This window comes from Micromonospora trifolii (assembly GCF_050516465.1).
GTDB lineage: Bacteria > Actinomycetota > Actinomycetes > Mycobacteriales > Micromonosporaceae > Micromonospora > Micromonospora trifolii.
Genome location: NZ_CP191526.1, coordinates 1,006,011 through 1,020,230, shown reverse-complemented (window position 1 = coordinate 1,020,230; position 14,220 = coordinate 1,006,011). Strand labels below are relative to the sequence as shown.

The 14,220-nt window shown below is 71.4% G+C and carries 16 protein-coding genes and 1 riboswitch; of the genes, 10 read left to right on the top strand and 6 right to left on the bottom strand.

Going from position 1 to position 14,220, the window contains the following annotated elements; all coding sequences use genetic code 11:
* Positions 1-36 precede the first annotated feature (36 nt).
* Together ACQRWP_RS04685 and ACQRWP_RS04680 are read left to right on the top strand one after the other, a co-directional pair.
* The gene (locus ACQRWP_RS04685) at positions 37-1,293 is read left to right on the top strand and encodes a hypothetical protein (protein WP_430500972.1); all 1,257 of its coding nucleotides are present in this window, start codon (positions 37-39) and stop codon (positions 1,291-1,293) included.
* Positions 1,294-1,435: 142 nt separating this feature from the next.
* Positions 1,436-2,299: an alpha/beta hydrolase family protein gene (locus ACQRWP_RS04680; RefSeq protein WP_430500971.1), complete on the top strand. Its 864-nt coding sequence runs from the start codon at positions 1,436-1,438 to the stop codon at positions 2,297-2,299.
* Between the two features lie 19 nt (positions 2,300-2,318).
* Here ACQRWP_RS04680 and ACQRWP_RS04675 read toward each other — a convergent pair whose 3' ends face one another.
* Positions 2,319-2,489 (bottom strand): hypothetical protein, encoded by a 171-nt coding sequence (locus ACQRWP_RS04675; protein WP_158629581.1) that lies wholly within the window; start codon positions 2,487-2,489, stop codon positions 2,319-2,321.
* A gap of 197 nt (positions 2,490-2,686) precedes the next feature.
* On the opposite strand from ACQRWP_RS04675, the gene ACQRWP_RS04670 reads away from it, so the two are divergent.
* Both ACQRWP_RS04670 and ACQRWP_RS04665 read left to right on the top strand, forming a co-directional pair.
* On the top strand, positions 2,687-3,304 hold the full coding sequence (locus ACQRWP_RS04670; protein WP_430500970.1) for a hypothetical protein: 618 nt from the start codon (positions 2,687-2,689) through the stop codon (positions 3,302-3,304).
* A gap of 196 nt (positions 3,305-3,500) precedes the next feature.
* Positions 3,501-3,872, top strand: a complete 372-nt coding sequence (locus ACQRWP_RS04665; protein WP_430500969.1) for a hypothetical protein — start codon at positions 3,501-3,503, stop codon at positions 3,870-3,872.
* A gap of 36 nt (positions 3,873-3,908) precedes the next feature.
* On the opposite strand, the gene ACQRWP_RS04660 is transcribed toward ACQRWP_RS04665, so the two are convergent.
* Positions 3,909-4,814 carry a DUF72 domain-containing protein gene (locus ACQRWP_RS04660; protein WP_430500968.1) on the bottom strand — a complete coding sequence of 302 codons (906 nt, stop codon included), beginning with the start codon at positions 4,812-4,814 and terminating at the stop codon, positions 3,909-3,911.
* 134 nt (positions 4,815-4,948) lie between these two features.
* On the opposite strand from ACQRWP_RS04660, the gene ACQRWP_RS04655 reads away from it, so the two are divergent.
* Positions 4,949-5,452: a DinB family protein gene (locus ACQRWP_RS04655; protein ID WP_430500967.1), complete on the top strand. Its 504-nt coding sequence runs from the start codon at positions 4,949-4,951 to the stop codon at positions 5,450-5,452.
* Positions 5,453-5,495: 43 nt separating this feature from the next.
* On the opposite strand, the gene ACQRWP_RS04650 is transcribed toward ACQRWP_RS04655, so the two are convergent.
* From ACQRWP_RS04650 to ACQRWP_RS04640, 3 genes are all read right to left on the bottom strand, one after another.
* Positions 5,496-7,553: an amylo-alpha-1,6-glucosidase gene (locus tag ACQRWP_RS04650; RefSeq protein ID WP_430500966.1), complete on the bottom strand. Its 2,058-nt coding sequence runs from the start codon at positions 7,551-7,553 to the stop codon at positions 5,496-5,498.
* Positions 7,550-7,957 carry an SCP2 sterol-binding domain-containing protein gene (locus tag ACQRWP_RS04645; protein ID WP_430500965.1) on the bottom strand — a complete coding sequence of 136 codons (408 nt, stop codon included), beginning with the start codon at positions 7,955-7,957 and terminating at the stop codon, positions 7,550-7,552. The genes ACQRWP_RS04650 and ACQRWP_RS04645 overlap by 4 nt, the downstream gene beginning before the upstream one ends.
* 80 nt (positions 7,958-8,037) lie before the next feature.
* Complete coding sequence (locus ACQRWP_RS04640; protein ID WP_430500964.1) at positions 8,038-8,547, bottom strand: mycothiol transferase; 510 nt, start codon at positions 8,545-8,547, stop codon at positions 8,038-8,040.
* 78 nt (positions 8,548-8,625) lie between these two features.
* On the opposite strand from ACQRWP_RS04640, the gene ACQRWP_RS04635 reads away from it, so the two are divergent.
* Together ACQRWP_RS04635 and ACQRWP_RS04630 are read left to right on the top strand one after the other, a co-directional pair.
* Positions 8,626-9,141 (top strand): 2'-5' RNA ligase family protein, encoded by a 516-nt coding sequence (locus tag ACQRWP_RS04635; protein ID WP_238677099.1) that lies wholly within the window; start codon positions 8,626-8,628, stop codon positions 9,139-9,141.
* Positions 9,142-9,351: 210 nt separating this feature from the next.
* The gene (locus ACQRWP_RS04630; RefSeq protein WP_238677098.1) at positions 9,352-9,537 is read left to right on the top strand and encodes a hypothetical protein; all 186 of its coding nucleotides are present in this window, start codon (positions 9,352-9,354) and stop codon (positions 9,535-9,537) included.
* Positions 9,538-9,553: 16 nt separating this feature from the next.
* Here the strand turns inward: ACQRWP_RS04630 and corA are convergent, their stop codons facing one another.
* Positions 9,554-10,684 (bottom strand): magnesium/cobalt transporter CorA, encoded by a 1,131-nt coding sequence (gene corA / locus ACQRWP_RS04625; RefSeq protein WP_430500963.1) that lies wholly within the window; start codon positions 10,682-10,684, stop codon positions 9,554-9,556.
* Positions 10,685-10,838: 154 nt separating this feature from the next.
* Between corA and ACQRWP_RS04620 the strand changes: the two genes are divergently transcribed.
* The 3 genes from ACQRWP_RS04620 (at position 10,839) to ACQRWP_RS04610 (ending at position 14,182) form a co-directional block, all read left to right on the top strand.
* Complete coding sequence (locus ACQRWP_RS04620; RefSeq protein WP_430500962.1) at positions 10,839-12,797, top strand: amino acid transporter; 1,959 nt, start codon at positions 10,839-10,841, stop codon at positions 12,795-12,797.
* An 86-nt stretch (positions 12,798-12,883) separates the two neighbouring features.
* A riboswitch (SAM riboswitch) is annotated at positions 12,884-12,995 on the top strand.
* 32 nt (positions 12,996-13,027) lie between these two features.
* A complete protein-coding gene (locus tag ACQRWP_RS04615) occupies positions 13,028-13,168 on the top strand; it encodes a hypothetical protein (RefSeq protein WP_430500961.1) in 141 nt (46 codons plus the stop codon).
* Between the two features lie 99 nt (positions 13,169-13,267).
* On the top strand, positions 13,268-14,182 hold the full coding sequence (locus tag ACQRWP_RS04610) for an ABC transporter substrate-binding protein (RefSeq protein ID WP_430500960.1): 915 nt from the start codon (positions 13,268-13,270) through the stop codon (positions 14,180-14,182).
* Positions 14,183-14,220 lie beyond the last annotated feature (38 nt).

Below are 14,220 nucleotides of genomic sequence, written 5' to 3'. Positions count from 1 at the left end.
CAGAGAATCTTTCATCTTTCGATGGTTGGGGGCCCCATGCCCAGGTTCCGGCGTACCGCGCTCGCCGCGGGACTAACGATCGCGATGGCCGCGTTGTCGACCGCCTTCGCGCTGCCCGCACCCGCGTCCGCCGCGTTGCCCACCGCCGCGGTGGCACTCGGGGACAGCTTCATCAGTGGCGAGGGCGCCGGGGCGTACACCCCGGTCGTCGACGTCAACGGAGTCAGCCAGGGCTTCCCCGGTTGGACCGCGGCGAACAACAACGCGTTCTTCTGCCACCGCTCGGCGAACGCCTCGCTCAACCAGGCCAACCTGCCGGGCATCCAGAACCGGTTCAACCTGGCCTGCTCCGGTGGTCAGCCACACGACATCGCCAACGCCTCCCAGGCGCGGACCAACGGTCGCACCGTCGCCTCGCAGGTGAGTCAGCTGCGCGCCGTCGCGCAGACGCAGGACATCGACCTGGTGCTGGTCGGCCTCGGCTCCAACAACAGTTCGTTCACCTTCGGCAGCGTCGCGGAGAAGTGCGCCAACCGGTTCATCGCCGACGCCTGGACCGGCTGGTGGGAGTTCTGGGCGTACCTGAACGGCCCGGTGGAGCAGAAGCCGTGCAGCGACGCCGACCTGGCCACCGCCGCGCAGCTCAGCGCCGCGACCGCGGAGACCACCGCGGCCGTACGCCAGATCCTGACCACCCTCGACCAGGTGGACGCGGACGGGCAGCACCGGGTGGTGTTCCAGGACTACACGAACCCGCTGCCGCTGGACCTGAACCAGCAGTTCCACGAGGAGGACAGCCGGGACGACACCCGGGACAAGTTCCGTGACCTGGGCGCCGAGCGGTACGCGGCCGGTTGCCCGATCCACCGGGCCAGCCTGGCGCCGGGGCACCGCTTCTCCCAGGGCCTGGGCGGCATCGTGAAGTCCACCAGGGACACTCTGGCCGCCGAGTTCCCCGCCGACGACCTGGTGTACCTGAACGTGCAGCAGGCCTTCAACGGCGCCCGGCTCTGCGAGCAGACCAGCAGCCCGAGCGGCGCGCTGGCCACTCCGATCCGGCTTCAGGACGGCGCGACCGGCACCTTCGTCACCAGCCTCGCCGGCAAGGACAAGATCGCCATCCAGCGAATCGCCAACACCTGCGTCACCTACTTCCAGACCTGCCAGGAGTCGTGGCACCCGAACGCCACCGGGCACCAGGTGCTCGGCCAGTGCCTGAGCGGCGCGGCCTCCACCAGCGCCCGTTCAGTGGCCTGCGTGCGGGCCAGCAACGGGGCGATCTCGGTCTCCTGACCGCAGCGTCCTTTGAAGGGCTCCGCCGTCCGGCGGGGCCCTTCGTCGCGTCCGTCGAGCGTGCGGCACGTCTGCGCAGCGCTGTCGTCGACCCGGCAGCCTGCTGCTACCCGCCGGTAACGTCAGGCCGTAGGCTGGGCCGGTGAACGGGGAGCCGGAGTACGCGCAGGAGTTCGTCGAGGTCGACGGTGGCCGGCTGGGTGTGCAGGTCTATCCGGAGCCGGCCGGGGCGCCGGGCGCGCCGGTGGTCGTGATCTGGCCCGCGATGGGGGTCCGGGCCCGCTACTACCGGCCCTTCGCCGCCGCGCTGCGCGCCGCCGGACTGGCCGTGGTCGTGGCCGACCTGCGCGGCACCGGGGCGAGCACGCCCGCGCCGAGTCGGGCGGACCGGCACGGTTACGCCGAACTGGCCGACGACGTCGGCGCCGTCCTGGCCGCCCTCAAGCCGCGACTGGACGGACGCACCCGACTGCTCCTCGGGCACTCGCTCGGCGGGCAGGCCGCGCTGCTGCACCTCGCCCTGCACGGGAGCGACGAGGTGGACGGGTTGGCGCTGGTCGCGGTCGGCATCCCGTACTGGCGGAGCTACCCGGGCCGGCGCGGCCTCGGCGTACTGCCCTACACCCAGGGAATCGCCGCCACTGCGGCGCTGCTCGGGGTCTGGCCGGGCTGGGGCTTCGGCGGTCGGCAGGCGCGCGGCGTGATCCGCGACTGGGCCCACACCGCGCGGACCGGCCGATTCCCCCGGCTCGACGGTACGGACACCGAGGCCGCGGTCCGCGCGGTGCGGACTCCGGTGCTGGCCGTCAGTGTGGACGACGACCAGTTCACCCCGCACGAGACCATGGACCACCTCTGCGCGAAGCTCGCCGACGCGCCGGTGACCCGGGAGCGGTACACAGTGGCGCAGGCCGGTACGACGTTGGACCACTTCACCTGGGTCCGCGCCAGCGTCCCGCTGGCGCGGCGGATCGCCGGTTTCGTCGGCGATCTGCCGCCCCGCTGAGCCCTACCGGTCGGTCGGCTCACTCGTCCTGGTCCAGCGGCACCAGTTCACCGTCCCGCTCCACCTGGATCTCGGCGTGCTCCTTGCGGGGCGCGACCTCGGCGGTGTTCCGGTGTGGGTCGTTGTCGGGGTGCATGAGCACCGCGTCTGTTTTGGGGGTCTTCTCCCGGCTCTCGTCCGGCTGCGACATCGCGTTCCCCTCTCGTCGGCGTCGCTCGGGATCTACCCGCCACCGGGCCAACGACTCCTGCTCGGGGCAGGTCGACCTGCCGACGCCACGGATGTCCGGTAGCGGCCCGCCACGGCGCGGATCGGCCCGCCCGGGGCGGGGTTAGCTGCCCGACCGGCGGGTAAGCCGCACCGCCCGACACGGCGGAAGGGGATCACATGTCCGAACGGCACACCGCACTGCGCTCGATGCACGATCTGGGCCTGGCGGCCTGGTTTGGCGGCTCCCTCATGGGTGCCTTCGGCGTCAACGGCGCAGCGGCGAAAATCAGCGACTCGACCCAGCGACTCCCGGTCGCCTCGGCTGGATGGTCCAAGTGGACACCGGTCAACGCGGCCGCGATCGGCGCCCACCTGGCCGGCGCCGTCGGCGAGTTGGTAACCGAGAGCCCACGGGTGGCGGCCCAGTCCGGCGTTGGCCGGGCCAGCGCCATCAAGACCGCGTTGACGATCGGCGCGCTGGCGGTCACCGGCTACAGCCGGTTGGTCGGCATGCGGCTGGAGAAGGCGGGCGGTCCGTCGGTGAGTGGCGCCACCGAGCCGAACCACCAGACGCCGTCCAGCGTGGCCTCGTCGCAGCGGCAGATGAAGCTGCTCCAGTGGGCCATTCCGGCGCTGACCGGGACCCTGGTCGTGGTCACCGCGTACATGGGTGAGCAGCAGAAGCCCGGCCAGGTGTTCCGCGGGATGCTCGGCCGGGGCGGCGGAGCGAAGAGCATGATCAAGCTGGCGGGAATGAGTAACGGCAAGCGCCCGATGGCGATGGCCGGACGCTGAACGTCAGGCCGACCGGCGTCCCGCCGCCACCTCGACGGCGGGGCGCTGGCCGGCCCTGCGCGCGCACCGGAGCGACGACGGATCCCGCGCGCAGCGGCGTGCCGGCGACATGTGGTGCGCCGCGCTCGGGCGGGCAGTCCCGGCCCGAGGACGGCACATCGTCCGCCGTAGCGGCGGACCGACGAGCGGGGTGGCCATGACGGCGCACAAGGGACGCAGCGGTGACAACGACCGGCTGGAGCCGGAAGCGACCAAGCCGTGGGGCACCGGCGACGGCTTCGACGCCGACGCGCCCTGGGGCACTGACGACGACTCACCGATGGACGAGGGCAGCGAGGAGGCCGCGGTACCCGAGGGACGGCGCGGAGAGCGACGCGCGGGTGCCCCGGCGGGCCGGTCAGACCCGGCGGGACGACACGGCTTCGGCTCGGTCGAGCCGACCCGTACGACCATGGCCGGACCGGGTGCCCCACCCGATCCCGCCCCCAGCGGCCGGAGCTTCCCCGATGATGCGGACATCGGCGAGTCGACCCAGGACGCCCTGCGCAGCCGGGGACGACGGTCCTGACCGGGCCGGCACCCGGCCGGGCGGCCCGTGCGGCGGTCAGCCGGTCGCCGGGACGGCCTGCTCGACGACCAACGTCTCGGCGAGCAGTTGCGCCAGCCGGGTCGCGTCGCGCTGGGCCTGCCCGGCACAGCAGTTGTTGAACAGCACGTGCAACTCGTCGGAGAGATCGGCGAACTCGGCCAGCAGCCCGGCCCAGTGCCGCAGCTCGTCCTCGGCGTACGCGTACCGGAACTTCTCCTGCTTGTCGCCCTCGCCCCAGGCGTCGCTGTGACCGTGGAACCGGACGATCGCCGGCTCCGCCGTCATGGTCAGGATCGGCGGCACCGACGACGGGTGACCCTGCGGCATGTCGACGCAGACCAGGGACAGATCGTGGGCGCGTAGCAGGTCCAGGGTGTCCGGCGCGGCGTCGTCGTCCAACCAGGAGGCGTGCCGCAGCTCCACACCGACCCGCCACGGCCGGCAGCGCTGCGCCAGCTCGACGATCCGGCGTTCGGCCGCGGGGCTGCGCACCAGCCACGGCGGGAACTGCAACATCACCACACCGAGCTTGCCGGCCGCCGCGATCGGGGCGAGGGCCGCGCGGAACCGGGCCCACAGCTCCTCGTACGCCGGCTCCGGCAGGTCACGGCGGCGGATCCGGCTCGGGCCGCTGGCCGGTCGCAGGTCCCGGGGCAGCACGGCGACCGGTGTCGGGTGACCGGTGAAGAGGCTGAACGCCTTGACGTCGAAGGTGAAGTCGTCAGGTGTGGCGTCCACCCAGCCCTGGGTCGTCTCCGGCACCGGGATGGCGTAGTAGGACGTGTCCACCTCGACCATCGGGAACTGGCTGGCGTAGAAGCCCAGTCGACGGGCCGGCGTGCTGGCCGAGCGTGGGTACCACCCGGAGCGCAGCAGGGACTGGTCCGCCCAGGACGACGTGCCCACCTTAATCACACCCATGTCATTCAGTTGACCGCCACCGGCGCGGATCGGCAACCGCTGGCGCGTCTTCGGTCGATTAGGTGTCGTGCCCGGGAAATGTCGGTGCCTCGCCCTACGGTGGCACCGGGTGGACATCAACGAAGGGTGGCGGCATGACCAGCACTGAGCAGCTCACCGGTGAGCGCGCCGACCTCCTGCAGACCCTCCGCAGGCACCGCGGTTTCCTCTTGCAGACGGTCGACGGGCTCACCGACGAGCAGGCGGCCAGCCGCCCCACCGTCAGCGGGCTCTGCCTCGGCGGCCTCATCAAGCACGTGTCCGGCGTCGAGCACCGGTGGATGCTCTTCGCCGTCGGCGGCGCGGAGGCGATGGGCCGCGAGGAGATCGACTGGGTCGGTCAGTTCCAGATGTTGCCGGGCGAGACCCTCGCCGGGCTGGTCGAGCGCTTCCAGGAGGTGGCCGCCCAGACCGACGAGTTGACCGCCACCCTCGACCTGGATGCCGCGCACCCGCTGCCGCAGGCGCCCTGGTTCGAGCCGGGGGCGAGTTGGACAGTCCGCCGGGTGCTGCTGCACCTGATCGCCGAGACGGCCCAGCACGCCGGGCACGCCGACATCCTGCGCGAGTCGATCGACGGCGCCAAGACCATGGGCTGACTCCGACGCCGACCGTCGCCGGGCCGAGCGCTGCTCCACCGCCTCAGCGCAGGCGGTGCCGGCGCTCGGTGGTCCGGTCCCTCGCGTAGGCGTCGGAGTGACCCCAACGTCCCGGAATGTCCAGCAGTTCCAGCCGACCGAACCCCTCCGGCACCGCCGGGTTGACCAACAGGTTGTCGCCGGTAGGTCGCAGGCCCAGCATGGTGCCGAGCAGCATCAGCAACGCTCCCGACGACCACGCCTGCGGGCGGCAGCTCGTCGTCAACTGCACGGGGTAGGTCGTCAGGTCGCGCTCGTAGCCGGCGATCATTCCCGGCGTCGCGCCACCGAGCGTCTGCGCCATGTCGAAGATGCCGTCCGCGATCCGGGCCGCCTGCACGTCGAGGCGGTAGCGGCGCAACCCGGCGGCGATCAGCGCGTTGTCCGACGGCCATACCGCGCCCAGGTGCGTGCCCACCGGGTTGTACGTGCGCTGCCCCGTGGCGAACGTGCGTACTCCCCATCCGCTGAACAGTCGCGGCCCGACCAGGTGCTCGGCGACCGCCTCCGCACGGTCGTCGGCGACGATCCCGCTCCAGAGCAGATGCCCCATGTTGGAGGCCAGCGCATCGACCGGTTCGCCGTACGGGTCGAGCGCCAACGCGTAGTACTCCCGGTGTGGCAGCCAGAAGTCCCGGTTGAAGCGCTCCTTCAGCGCTGCCGCCTCCCGTTCCAACCTGTCGGCGTACGCGGGGTCGCCCCAGAACTCCCGGGCCAGCCGGGCGCCACGCCGCTTCGCGTCGTACGCGTAGCCCTGCAACTCGCAGGTGGCGCGAGGGAAGGCGGGTTGCCGACCGTGACCGTCGACGATGGCGTCCGGGGAGTCCTTCCAGCACTGGTTGATCGTGCCGTCGCGCTCGTTGCGGCGCTGGTAGCGCAGGTAGCCGTCCCCGGTCAGGTCGCCGTACTCGTCGATCCAGTCCAGCGCCATCCGGGCCGGGTGGCGCAGCTCGCGGACCAGGTCGGCGTCACCGGACCAGCGCTCGTACTCGTCGAGCAGCACGACGAAGAGCGGGGTGGTGTCCGCCGCGCCGTAGTACAGCGCGCTCGCCCGGTCGCTGAACGCCCCCGTCTCGCCGTATCGGAGCTGGGCCAGGATCTTGCCGGGCTCCTCGTCCAGCGCGTCGTCGAGCTGGCCGCCCTGCATGAGCGCCAGCATCCGTAGCGTCGCCGGAGCAAGTTCGGGGGTGAAGGCCATCGTCTGGAGGCAGGTGATGATGGCGTCCCGTCCACACAACCCCATCGCCCACGGCAGACCGCCGATCGGCACCCGCTCGCGGTACGACAGCGGCTTGTAGCGCAGCGCCGCCAGGTCCGCGAGGCTGCCCTGGTAGAGCTCCTCGAGGCCCTTGCGTTCGGCCACCAGCTGCGGTGCCCGGTCCAGCCACTGCACCAGGTCCTCGCGCATCCCCGTCCGCACGGTCTGCTGGTGCGACTGTAGGTCGGCGCGGAGATCCCGGCCCTCCTCGCCGCCCATGGTCGCGCTGACGTGCAGGTCGGTCTCCCACTTCCCGTCGGCTTCGATCCGGATCCGGAACGTCATCCCCTGCTCGTCAACCTCGGCAGGGACGGTGCTGCGCACAGTGGTCTCGCGGACGAACCGGTCCCGCTGGTAGCGCAGCACGAGCTGCTGGCTCGCCGAGTCTGCGCTGACCTCGACGGCCCGCTGCCGGAGCTGCCCGACCTCGATGATGTCGGTGAAGTCGCTGGCCATCTCCACCCGGACGGTGAACTCGGCGGGCTGCGACGAGTGGTTGAGCACTGTGATGTTCTCGTGCAGACAGTCGTGCACCGAACGGTGCCTGATGATCGACACGTCCGCGTCGACGTAGTGGCTCGCCGCACCGGGGACCAGGAAGAACCGGGTCTCGAAGTAGGTGAGGTCGTCGCGGGAGAGCGCGTTGATCCGTTCGCCGTCGATCCTGAGCACCCAGTGTGACAGGAACCGGGTGTCGTACGCGAAGAGTCCGAGCGGGGCCTGCGGATCGGCCTCGATGTCGCCCTGGGCGTCGCTGATCGCGAACAGGTTGCCGGCGATGACGTGCACCAGTTCCTGCTTCACGACCGCTCATTCCGAGCGGTCGTCGCGGCCCGGCCAACCAACGCGGCCCGGCCCAGCTCATGCGGGTGACGGGCGCCGTCCGGCCCGGAGAAGATCCGCCGCAGCAGCATCAGCAGTTGCATGTTGCCCTGCACGGTCAGCTCGTTGCGCAACAGGCCCGCGCCCGGGTGCAGCTCGCCGCGGGCCATCCGGTCGAAGACCGCCCGGTCGGCCCGCACCACCAGCTCGGCGTCGTCGGCTGAGCGGGTCACCCGGACCTGCTGGTCGGCGACGGTCAGGTACCAGTGATCGGTGCTGCCGTCGTCGCGGACGTCCAGCCGCAGCGTCCCCGCGGTGGTCTCCGGCAGGTCGGGCCGCCGACCGGTGTCCAGCTGTCGCAGGTACTGCTCCGCCGTCGCGCCCATCGGGTCCCCTCCCCACGGTTTCCCGCAGGATCACCCGCGTCGGGGTGAGCCCGGTTCACCCGAAGAGGGTGAGGGGTGCGTCAGCCGGCCTCGATCAGGCCGCGCACGTAGGCGGCCTGGCCCACGTGTTGCAGGTCGTCGTCGGCGACGCTGACCAACCGGACGCCGAGGGTGACCGGTGGGTCCCACGCCTCGTCGACGACGCGGTCCAGGTCCGCCGGGCCCAGGCCGGCCAGGAAGCTTCCGGTACGCGCCGCGACCGCCTGGTAGTAGTCGATCAGCGCCTGCGGGCTCTCCGGCCGCACCGCCGCGACCTGAGCGGGTGAGTGCCCGTAGCCGGTGTCGTCGGGGTCGGCGGCGAGCCCGAACCGACCCGCCCAGTCGCCGCTCACCCATATCTGCTCGGCGTCGAGCAGGTCGGCGACGTGGTGGTCCTGCACCCGGGTGAGGTGCCAGACCAGCCAGCCGACCGAGTTGGCGCCCGGCGCGGGCTGGTGGCGCAGTTGCTCGGGGCTGAGGCCGTCGACGGCCGCGCGGACGAGGTCGGGCAGCCGGTCGTACGCCTCGGTCAGCAGGTCACTCACATCCACGGGTACGCCTTCCTGGTCGGTTTCCGAACAGGTACCGCCGGACCCGGGCGCGCAAACCTGGGCCGCTACGGTGATCAAATGGTCGCCGCGGTGGAGTTGTACCTGGACCCGGACGCCACCCGCCGGATCCGGGTGCTCTGGGACGCGCTGGAGGCCGAGGGCGTGCAGAGCATGCGCTCGCTGCTGGAGCAGCGCCACCGTCCGCACGTCTCGCTCATGGTGGCGCCCCGGTTCGACCCGGAGCAGGTCGCCGAGGCGCTACAGGGGACGGTGGTGGCCGCCCCGCTGCGGCTCGACTTCCAGCACGCCGGCCAGTTCGTCGGTCGGGTGCTCTGGCTCGGCCCAGCGCCCACCCCGGAGTTGCTGGCGCACCACCGGCTGGTGCACGACCGGCTCGCCGCCGCCGGCATACCCCTCGCCGAGCACTACCAGCCGGGGCGGTGGGTGCCGCACTGCACGCTCTCAATGCGGGTGCCGAACACGCTGATGGCTGCCGCTGTGCGCCGCTGTCTGGAGGTGTTGCCGCTGGCCGCGACAGTGGTCGGCGCGGCGCTCACCGACCACGCGCGCGGCATCGCCCACCCGCTGCCTTGACCATGCCTCGACCGTCGAGGCGTAATGTCCGGTTTGGCGGGCGACAGTCGGGAAACCCGAAAACAAGCGGTGCGGATGCGGCCGGGCGTGGGAAGGTTCGAGTGGCTGTCGTACCGGTGGTGAGCTGCTCGCAGGCGGTTCGCCCGGCCGGTGCGGCGCGGGGTCACCCCGCGCCGCCCACGACGGCTTCGACGAGGAGAGGCAGGGCCCATGCAGGCTCAGCGCAGGCCACCGCGCACGGAGCGGAGCCAGACCCGGGACGACCGGACCGGCGGCGGAATGACCGGGGCGGCCACGCCACTGACGATCTGGGCGGCCGCCGTACTGCTCGGCCGGATCAGTGCCGGCGACGACGACGTCGAGGACGAACGACACATCCTTCGCGGCATCGAGTGAATCCCGGCCGCGCGGCTCAGAGCCAGCCGCGCCGCTTGAAGATCACATAGAGGGTGCCGCAGACCAGCAGCATCAGCAGCAGCGCGAAGAGGTAGCCGAAGCGCCAGTTCAGTTCCGGCATGTGCACGAAGTTCATGCCGTACACGGTGCCGATGAGCGTGGGAGCAAAGAGGATCGCCGCCCAGGAGGAGACCTTCTTCAGCTCCTCGTTCTGGCTGTAGCTGGCCGCGGTGAGGCTGCGCATCTCCTCGTTCTGCTGCTGTGAGACGAGGGTGGCGTTGACGGTGAGGATGTTCTGCAACAGGTGCCGGAAACCGTCCACCCGCTCCACCACCTGGGTCAGGTGGTCGGTCACGTCGCGCAGGTAGCGGCGCAGCTCCTCGTCGGCGCTGGCGCTGCCGACGCCGTCGGCCAGCGCGTCGAGCACGCTGAGCAGAGGGCGGGCGGCCCGCTGGAACTGGATGACCTCGCGGCTGAGCCCGTAGATGCGGCGGCTGGCGTTCGGGTCGCCGCCGAACACCTCGGTCTCGATCTCGTCGATGTCGTTCTCCAGTCCGGCCACCACTGGCGCGTACCCGTCGACGACCTGGTCGAGGATCGCGTACAGGACCGCCTCCGGGCCCCGGGCCAGCATCTGCGGCTCGGTCTCCAGCCGCCGCCGCACCGCGGCCAGGTCGGGCGCCTCACCGTGTCGGACGGTGATCACGAAGCCCGGGCCGATGAAAAGGTGCAGCTCGGAGAACTCGACCTCCTCCCGGAGGTCGTCGTAGCTGGCGGCGCGCAACACCACGAACAGGGTGTGCGCGTACCGCTCCAGCTTGGGCCGCTGGTGAGCGTTGATCGCGTCCTCGACCGCCAGGTCGTGCAGCCGAAACTCCCGGGCCAGCGAGGTGATCTGCTCGATGTCGGGCCGGTACAGCCCGATCCAGGCCATCGCGCCGTCCTGCTCCTGGAGGCAGCGGTACGTCTCGGCGAGGCCGGACGGCGAGGCGAACCGGTGCCCCCGGATGTAGACCGCGCTGTCCACCAGGCCGCCGTGGGACGCGGCGGGCGGCTCCGGGGACGGTGGCACACCGACCCTCGTCTCGTACTCGTCGAGTTGGCGGCCAAAGCCACCACCCGGGCGGAAGCGACGGCCGCCGACCATGCCCTGTCCCCTCCCCCGGTGCCGTCCCACCCAGCCCGGGGCGCTGCTTCCCCCTGTCCTGGGCCCTGAAACCCGCCGTGGCGTTGGCCGGGTTCCGCGCACCGGCGGACGGGGGCGGCCCGTCGGGCGGATACTCACGGTGACCGTGGGCGGGATGACGGGGGACGCGCCGGTGACTCTCGACAGACGCGCCGGCCGGTTGCGGGGGTGGCTGCTCGACGCCGGCTCGGACCAGGCCGTGCAGCACCCGGGGCCGCACGGGCGTCCGCCGGAGCACCGGCACCACCCGTGGTGGAAGGTGATGTGCCTGACCGGGGTCGACTACTTCTCCACGCTGGGTTACCAGCCGGGCATCGCGGCGCTGGCCGCCGGGGCGCTCTCGCCGGTGGCGACCCTGGTGCTGGTGCTGGTGACCCTGCTGGGGGCGTTGCCGGTCTACCGGCGGGTGGCGGTGGAGAGCCCGCACGGTGAGGGCTCCATCGCGATGCTGGTACGCCTGCTGAGCTACTGGCCGGGCAAGTTGCTGGTGCTGGTGCTGCTCGGTTTCGCGGCCACCGACTTCATCATCACCATCACCCTCTCGGCCGCCGACGCGACGGCGCACATCGACGAGAACCCGTTCTGGCCGAGTGGGCTCAAGGGTCACGAGGTGCTCGTCACGCTGCTGCTGGTGTCGCTGCTGGGCGCGGTGTTCCTCAAGGGATTCACCGAGGCCATCGGGATCGCCGTCGTCCTGGTCGCGGTCTATCTGACGCTGAACGCGGTGGTGGTGGCCGACGCGCTGTGGCGGGTGGCGACGCATCCGAGCGCGGTCGGCGACTGGACCACCATGCTGACCACCGGGCACGGCGATCCGTGGCTGGTGGTCGGGCTGTCGCTGCTGGTCTTTCCGAAGCTGGCGCTGGGTCTGTCCGGTTTCGAGACCGGGGTGGCGGTCATGCCGAGCGTACGGGGTGACCCGCAGGACTCCGAGGCACGACCACTGGGCCGGATCCGTGGCGCCCGCCGGCTGCTCACCACCGCAGCGGTGATCATGAGCGTCTTCCTGATCACCAGCAGCGTGACGACCACCGTGCTCATTCCGCCGGAGGCCTTCCAGCCGGGCGGGCCGGCGAACGGGCGCGCGCTGGCCTACCTGGCGCACGCCCACCTCGGCGAGGTGTTCGGCACCATCTACGACCTGTCCACCATCGGCATCCTCTGGTTCGCCGGGGCATCGGCGATGGCCGGTCTGCTCAACCTCGTACCGCGCTACCTGCCCCGCTACGGCATGGCACCGACCTGGGCGCGAGCCGTCCGGCCGCTGGTGCTGGTCTTCACCGCCGTGGCGTTCCTGATCACGATCGTCTTCGAGGCCAGCGTGGACGCGCAGGGCGGCGCGTACGCCACCGGGGTCCTGGTGTTGATCACCTCGGCCGCGACGGCGGTGACGCTCGCGGCGCGCCGGCAGCGTCAGCGCGGCCGCACCATCGCGTTCGGAGTCATCGCGGTGATCTTCGTCTACACCACCCTGGCGAACGTGGTGGAGCGCCCGAGCGGCGTCAAGATCGCGGCCTGTTTCATCGGCGGGATCATCCTGGTGTCGGTGCTGTCCCGGCTGATGCGGGCCTACGAGCTGCGCGTCGACCACGTCGAGCTGGACCACGCCGCGGCTCGGATGATCGACGAGCGCGCCGGCCGGCGGATCCGCCTCATCGCGCACGAACCCGACCGGCGCGACGAGGCGGAGTACCGCGCCAAGCTGGCGCAGACCATGGCGGACAACGACTTTCCCGACGACAGCGACGTCATCTTCGTCGAGGTCAAGGTCACCGACCCGTCCGACTTCGAGACGGAGCTGCTGGTCCGCGGCGGAGTGGTCGACGGCCGCTTCCCGGTGCTCAGCCTGGCCAGCTCGTCGGTGCCCACCGCGCTCGCCGCCCTGCTGCTGGAGATCCGCGACCGCAGCCGTCGGCGCCCCCACATCTACTTCGAGTGGTCCGAGGGCGGCCCGACTCGCAACTTCCTGCGCTACCTGGCGTTCGGGCAGGGCGCGATCGCCTCGGTTACCCGGGAGATCCTGCGCCGCCAGGAGCCCGACCCGCACCGTCGACCGCACGTGCACGCCGGCTGACCTGCGAGCCGACAGCCCGTCGCGCACGGTGAGCGTGGTCATAACGACTGGACGATCCACCCGTTCCTGCTGCTAGCCTCGGCACAGGTCATGAGTGCCAGCGCGAAGCCCCGGCTCGCTGGCCGGCAACCCTCCTCCGCGGTGGGGTGCCCCGGGTGAAGACCAGGCACCGGCACGACGTCGGTGCAAGCGTGGCCTGGCACCCAGGTCAGCACAGACCCGGGAGAACCATGCGCATCCTCAGCACCACCCCACCGACCGACGTCGCGGACTCCCGCACCGGTCGACCCTCGCCCGCACTGACCCGGCGACGGCACGTGGACATGATGCGAATGTGCAGCGCCGCCTGTCGTCGCGGCACCGCGCTCTAGCACCCCCTTCCCGAGCTCCTACCCACCGGTACGCCCATCGGGCGCGCCGTCGGTGGCGCACGTCCGTGCGCGCCGAGACACCACCCTTCGGAGACACCCGTGCGATTTCTTCCTGCCCTGACCCGCGCCGCCGCCCTGGGCGCCGCCACGATCCTGGCCGCGACCGCCCTCACCGCCTGCGGCGACGACAGCTCGTCCGACGCCACCGCCAACCCGTACGGCCTGGCCCAGGCGGGTGTGCTGCGCGCCGGCACGCTGACCGACGCCCCGCCGAACGTATACCTCAAGGACGGCAAGTTCACCGGCTTCGACAACGACCTGTTGACCGCCGTGGCCGGCAAGCTCGGCCTCACTGTCGAGTTCGTCGGCACCGACTTCTCCGCGCTACTCAGCCAGGTCAACAACCGCAAGTTCGACGTGGGCAGTTCCTCGATCACCATCACCGAGGCCCGCAAGAAGACCGTCGACTTCGGCAACGGCTACGACTTCGGCTACTTCGGCCTGGACGTCCCGGCCGGCTCGCCGATCACCGGCTTCGACCAGCTCGCCGGCAAGCGGGTCGTGGTGGTGCAGGGCACCGTCCAGGACGACTACGCCACCGGCAAGCAGCTCGACCCGGTGCGGGTGCCGGACTACAACGGCGCGATCAACCAGCTCAAGGCGGGCACCGCCGACGCCTGGATCGCCCCGGCGGAGATCGGCGAGAAGTCGGCTGCCGACAGCAACGGCAAGATCACCGTGGCGGCCAAGCAGCTCAGCCCGGCACCGACCGCGTACGCCGTGGCCAAGGGCAGCGACAAGCTGCGCGAGGCGCTGAACAAGGGCCTCGACGAGGTCATCGCCGATGGCACCTGGAGTCGGTTGCAGGCGCAGTACTACCCGGGCCGGCCGATCCCGGCGGACTTCACGCCAGGCAGCGGCACTGTGAAGGCCCCGTCCGCGTCGGCCACGCCGTCGGCGTCGGCTGTGCCGACGGGACCGTCGGCGTCGGCGTCCGCGTCGGCCGCGTCCTGAGCCGGTAACGAGCGAGCGGGGCGGTAGGAGGAGCGACA

Coding starts and splice junctions, on each gene's coding strand:
- ACQRWP_RS04685 (WP_430500972.1), top strand. CDS start 37: ATGCCCAGGTTCCGGCGTACCGCGCTCGCCGCGGGACTAACGATCGCG.
- ACQRWP_RS04675 (WP_158629581.1), bottom strand. CDS start 2,489: ATGTCGCAGCCGGACGAGAGCCGGGAGAAGACCCCCAAAACAGACGCG.
- ACQRWP_RS04670 (WP_430500970.1), top strand. CDS start 2,687: ATGTCCGAACGGCACACCGCACTGCGCTCGATGCACGATCTGGGCCTG.
- ACQRWP_RS04665 (WP_430500969.1), top strand. CDS start 3,501: ATGACGGCGCACAAGGGACGCAGCGGTGACAACGACCGGCTGGAGCCG.
- ACQRWP_RS04660 (WP_430500968.1), bottom strand. CDS start 4,814: ATGGGTGTGATTAAGGTGGGCACGTCGTCCTGGGCGGACCAGTCCCTG.
- ACQRWP_RS04655 (WP_430500967.1), top strand. CDS start 4,949: ATGACCAGCACTGAGCAGCTCACCGGTGAGCGCGCCGACCTCCTGCAG.
- ACQRWP_RS04645 (WP_430500965.1), bottom strand. CDS start 7,957: ATGGGCGCGACGGCGGAGCAGTACCTGCGACAGCTGGACACCGGTCGG.
- ACQRWP_RS04635 (WP_238677099.1), top strand. CDS start 8,626: ATGGTCGCCGCGGTGGAGTTGTACCTGGACCCGGACGCCACCCGCCGG.
- ACQRWP_RS04630 (WP_238677098.1), top strand. CDS start 9,352: ATGCAGGCTCAGCGCAGGCCACCGCGCACGGAGCGGAGCCAGACCCGG.
- corA (WP_430500963.1), bottom strand. CDS start 10,684: ATGGTCGGCGGCCGTCGCTTCCGCCCGGGTGGTGGCTTTGGCCGCCAA.
- ACQRWP_RS04620 (WP_430500962.1), top strand. CDS start 10,839: ATGACGGGGGACGCGCCGGTGACTCTCGACAGACGCGCCGGCCGGTTG.
- ACQRWP_RS04615 (WP_430500961.1), top strand. CDS start 13,028: ATGCGCATCCTCAGCACCACCCCACCGACCGACGTCGCGGACTCCCGC.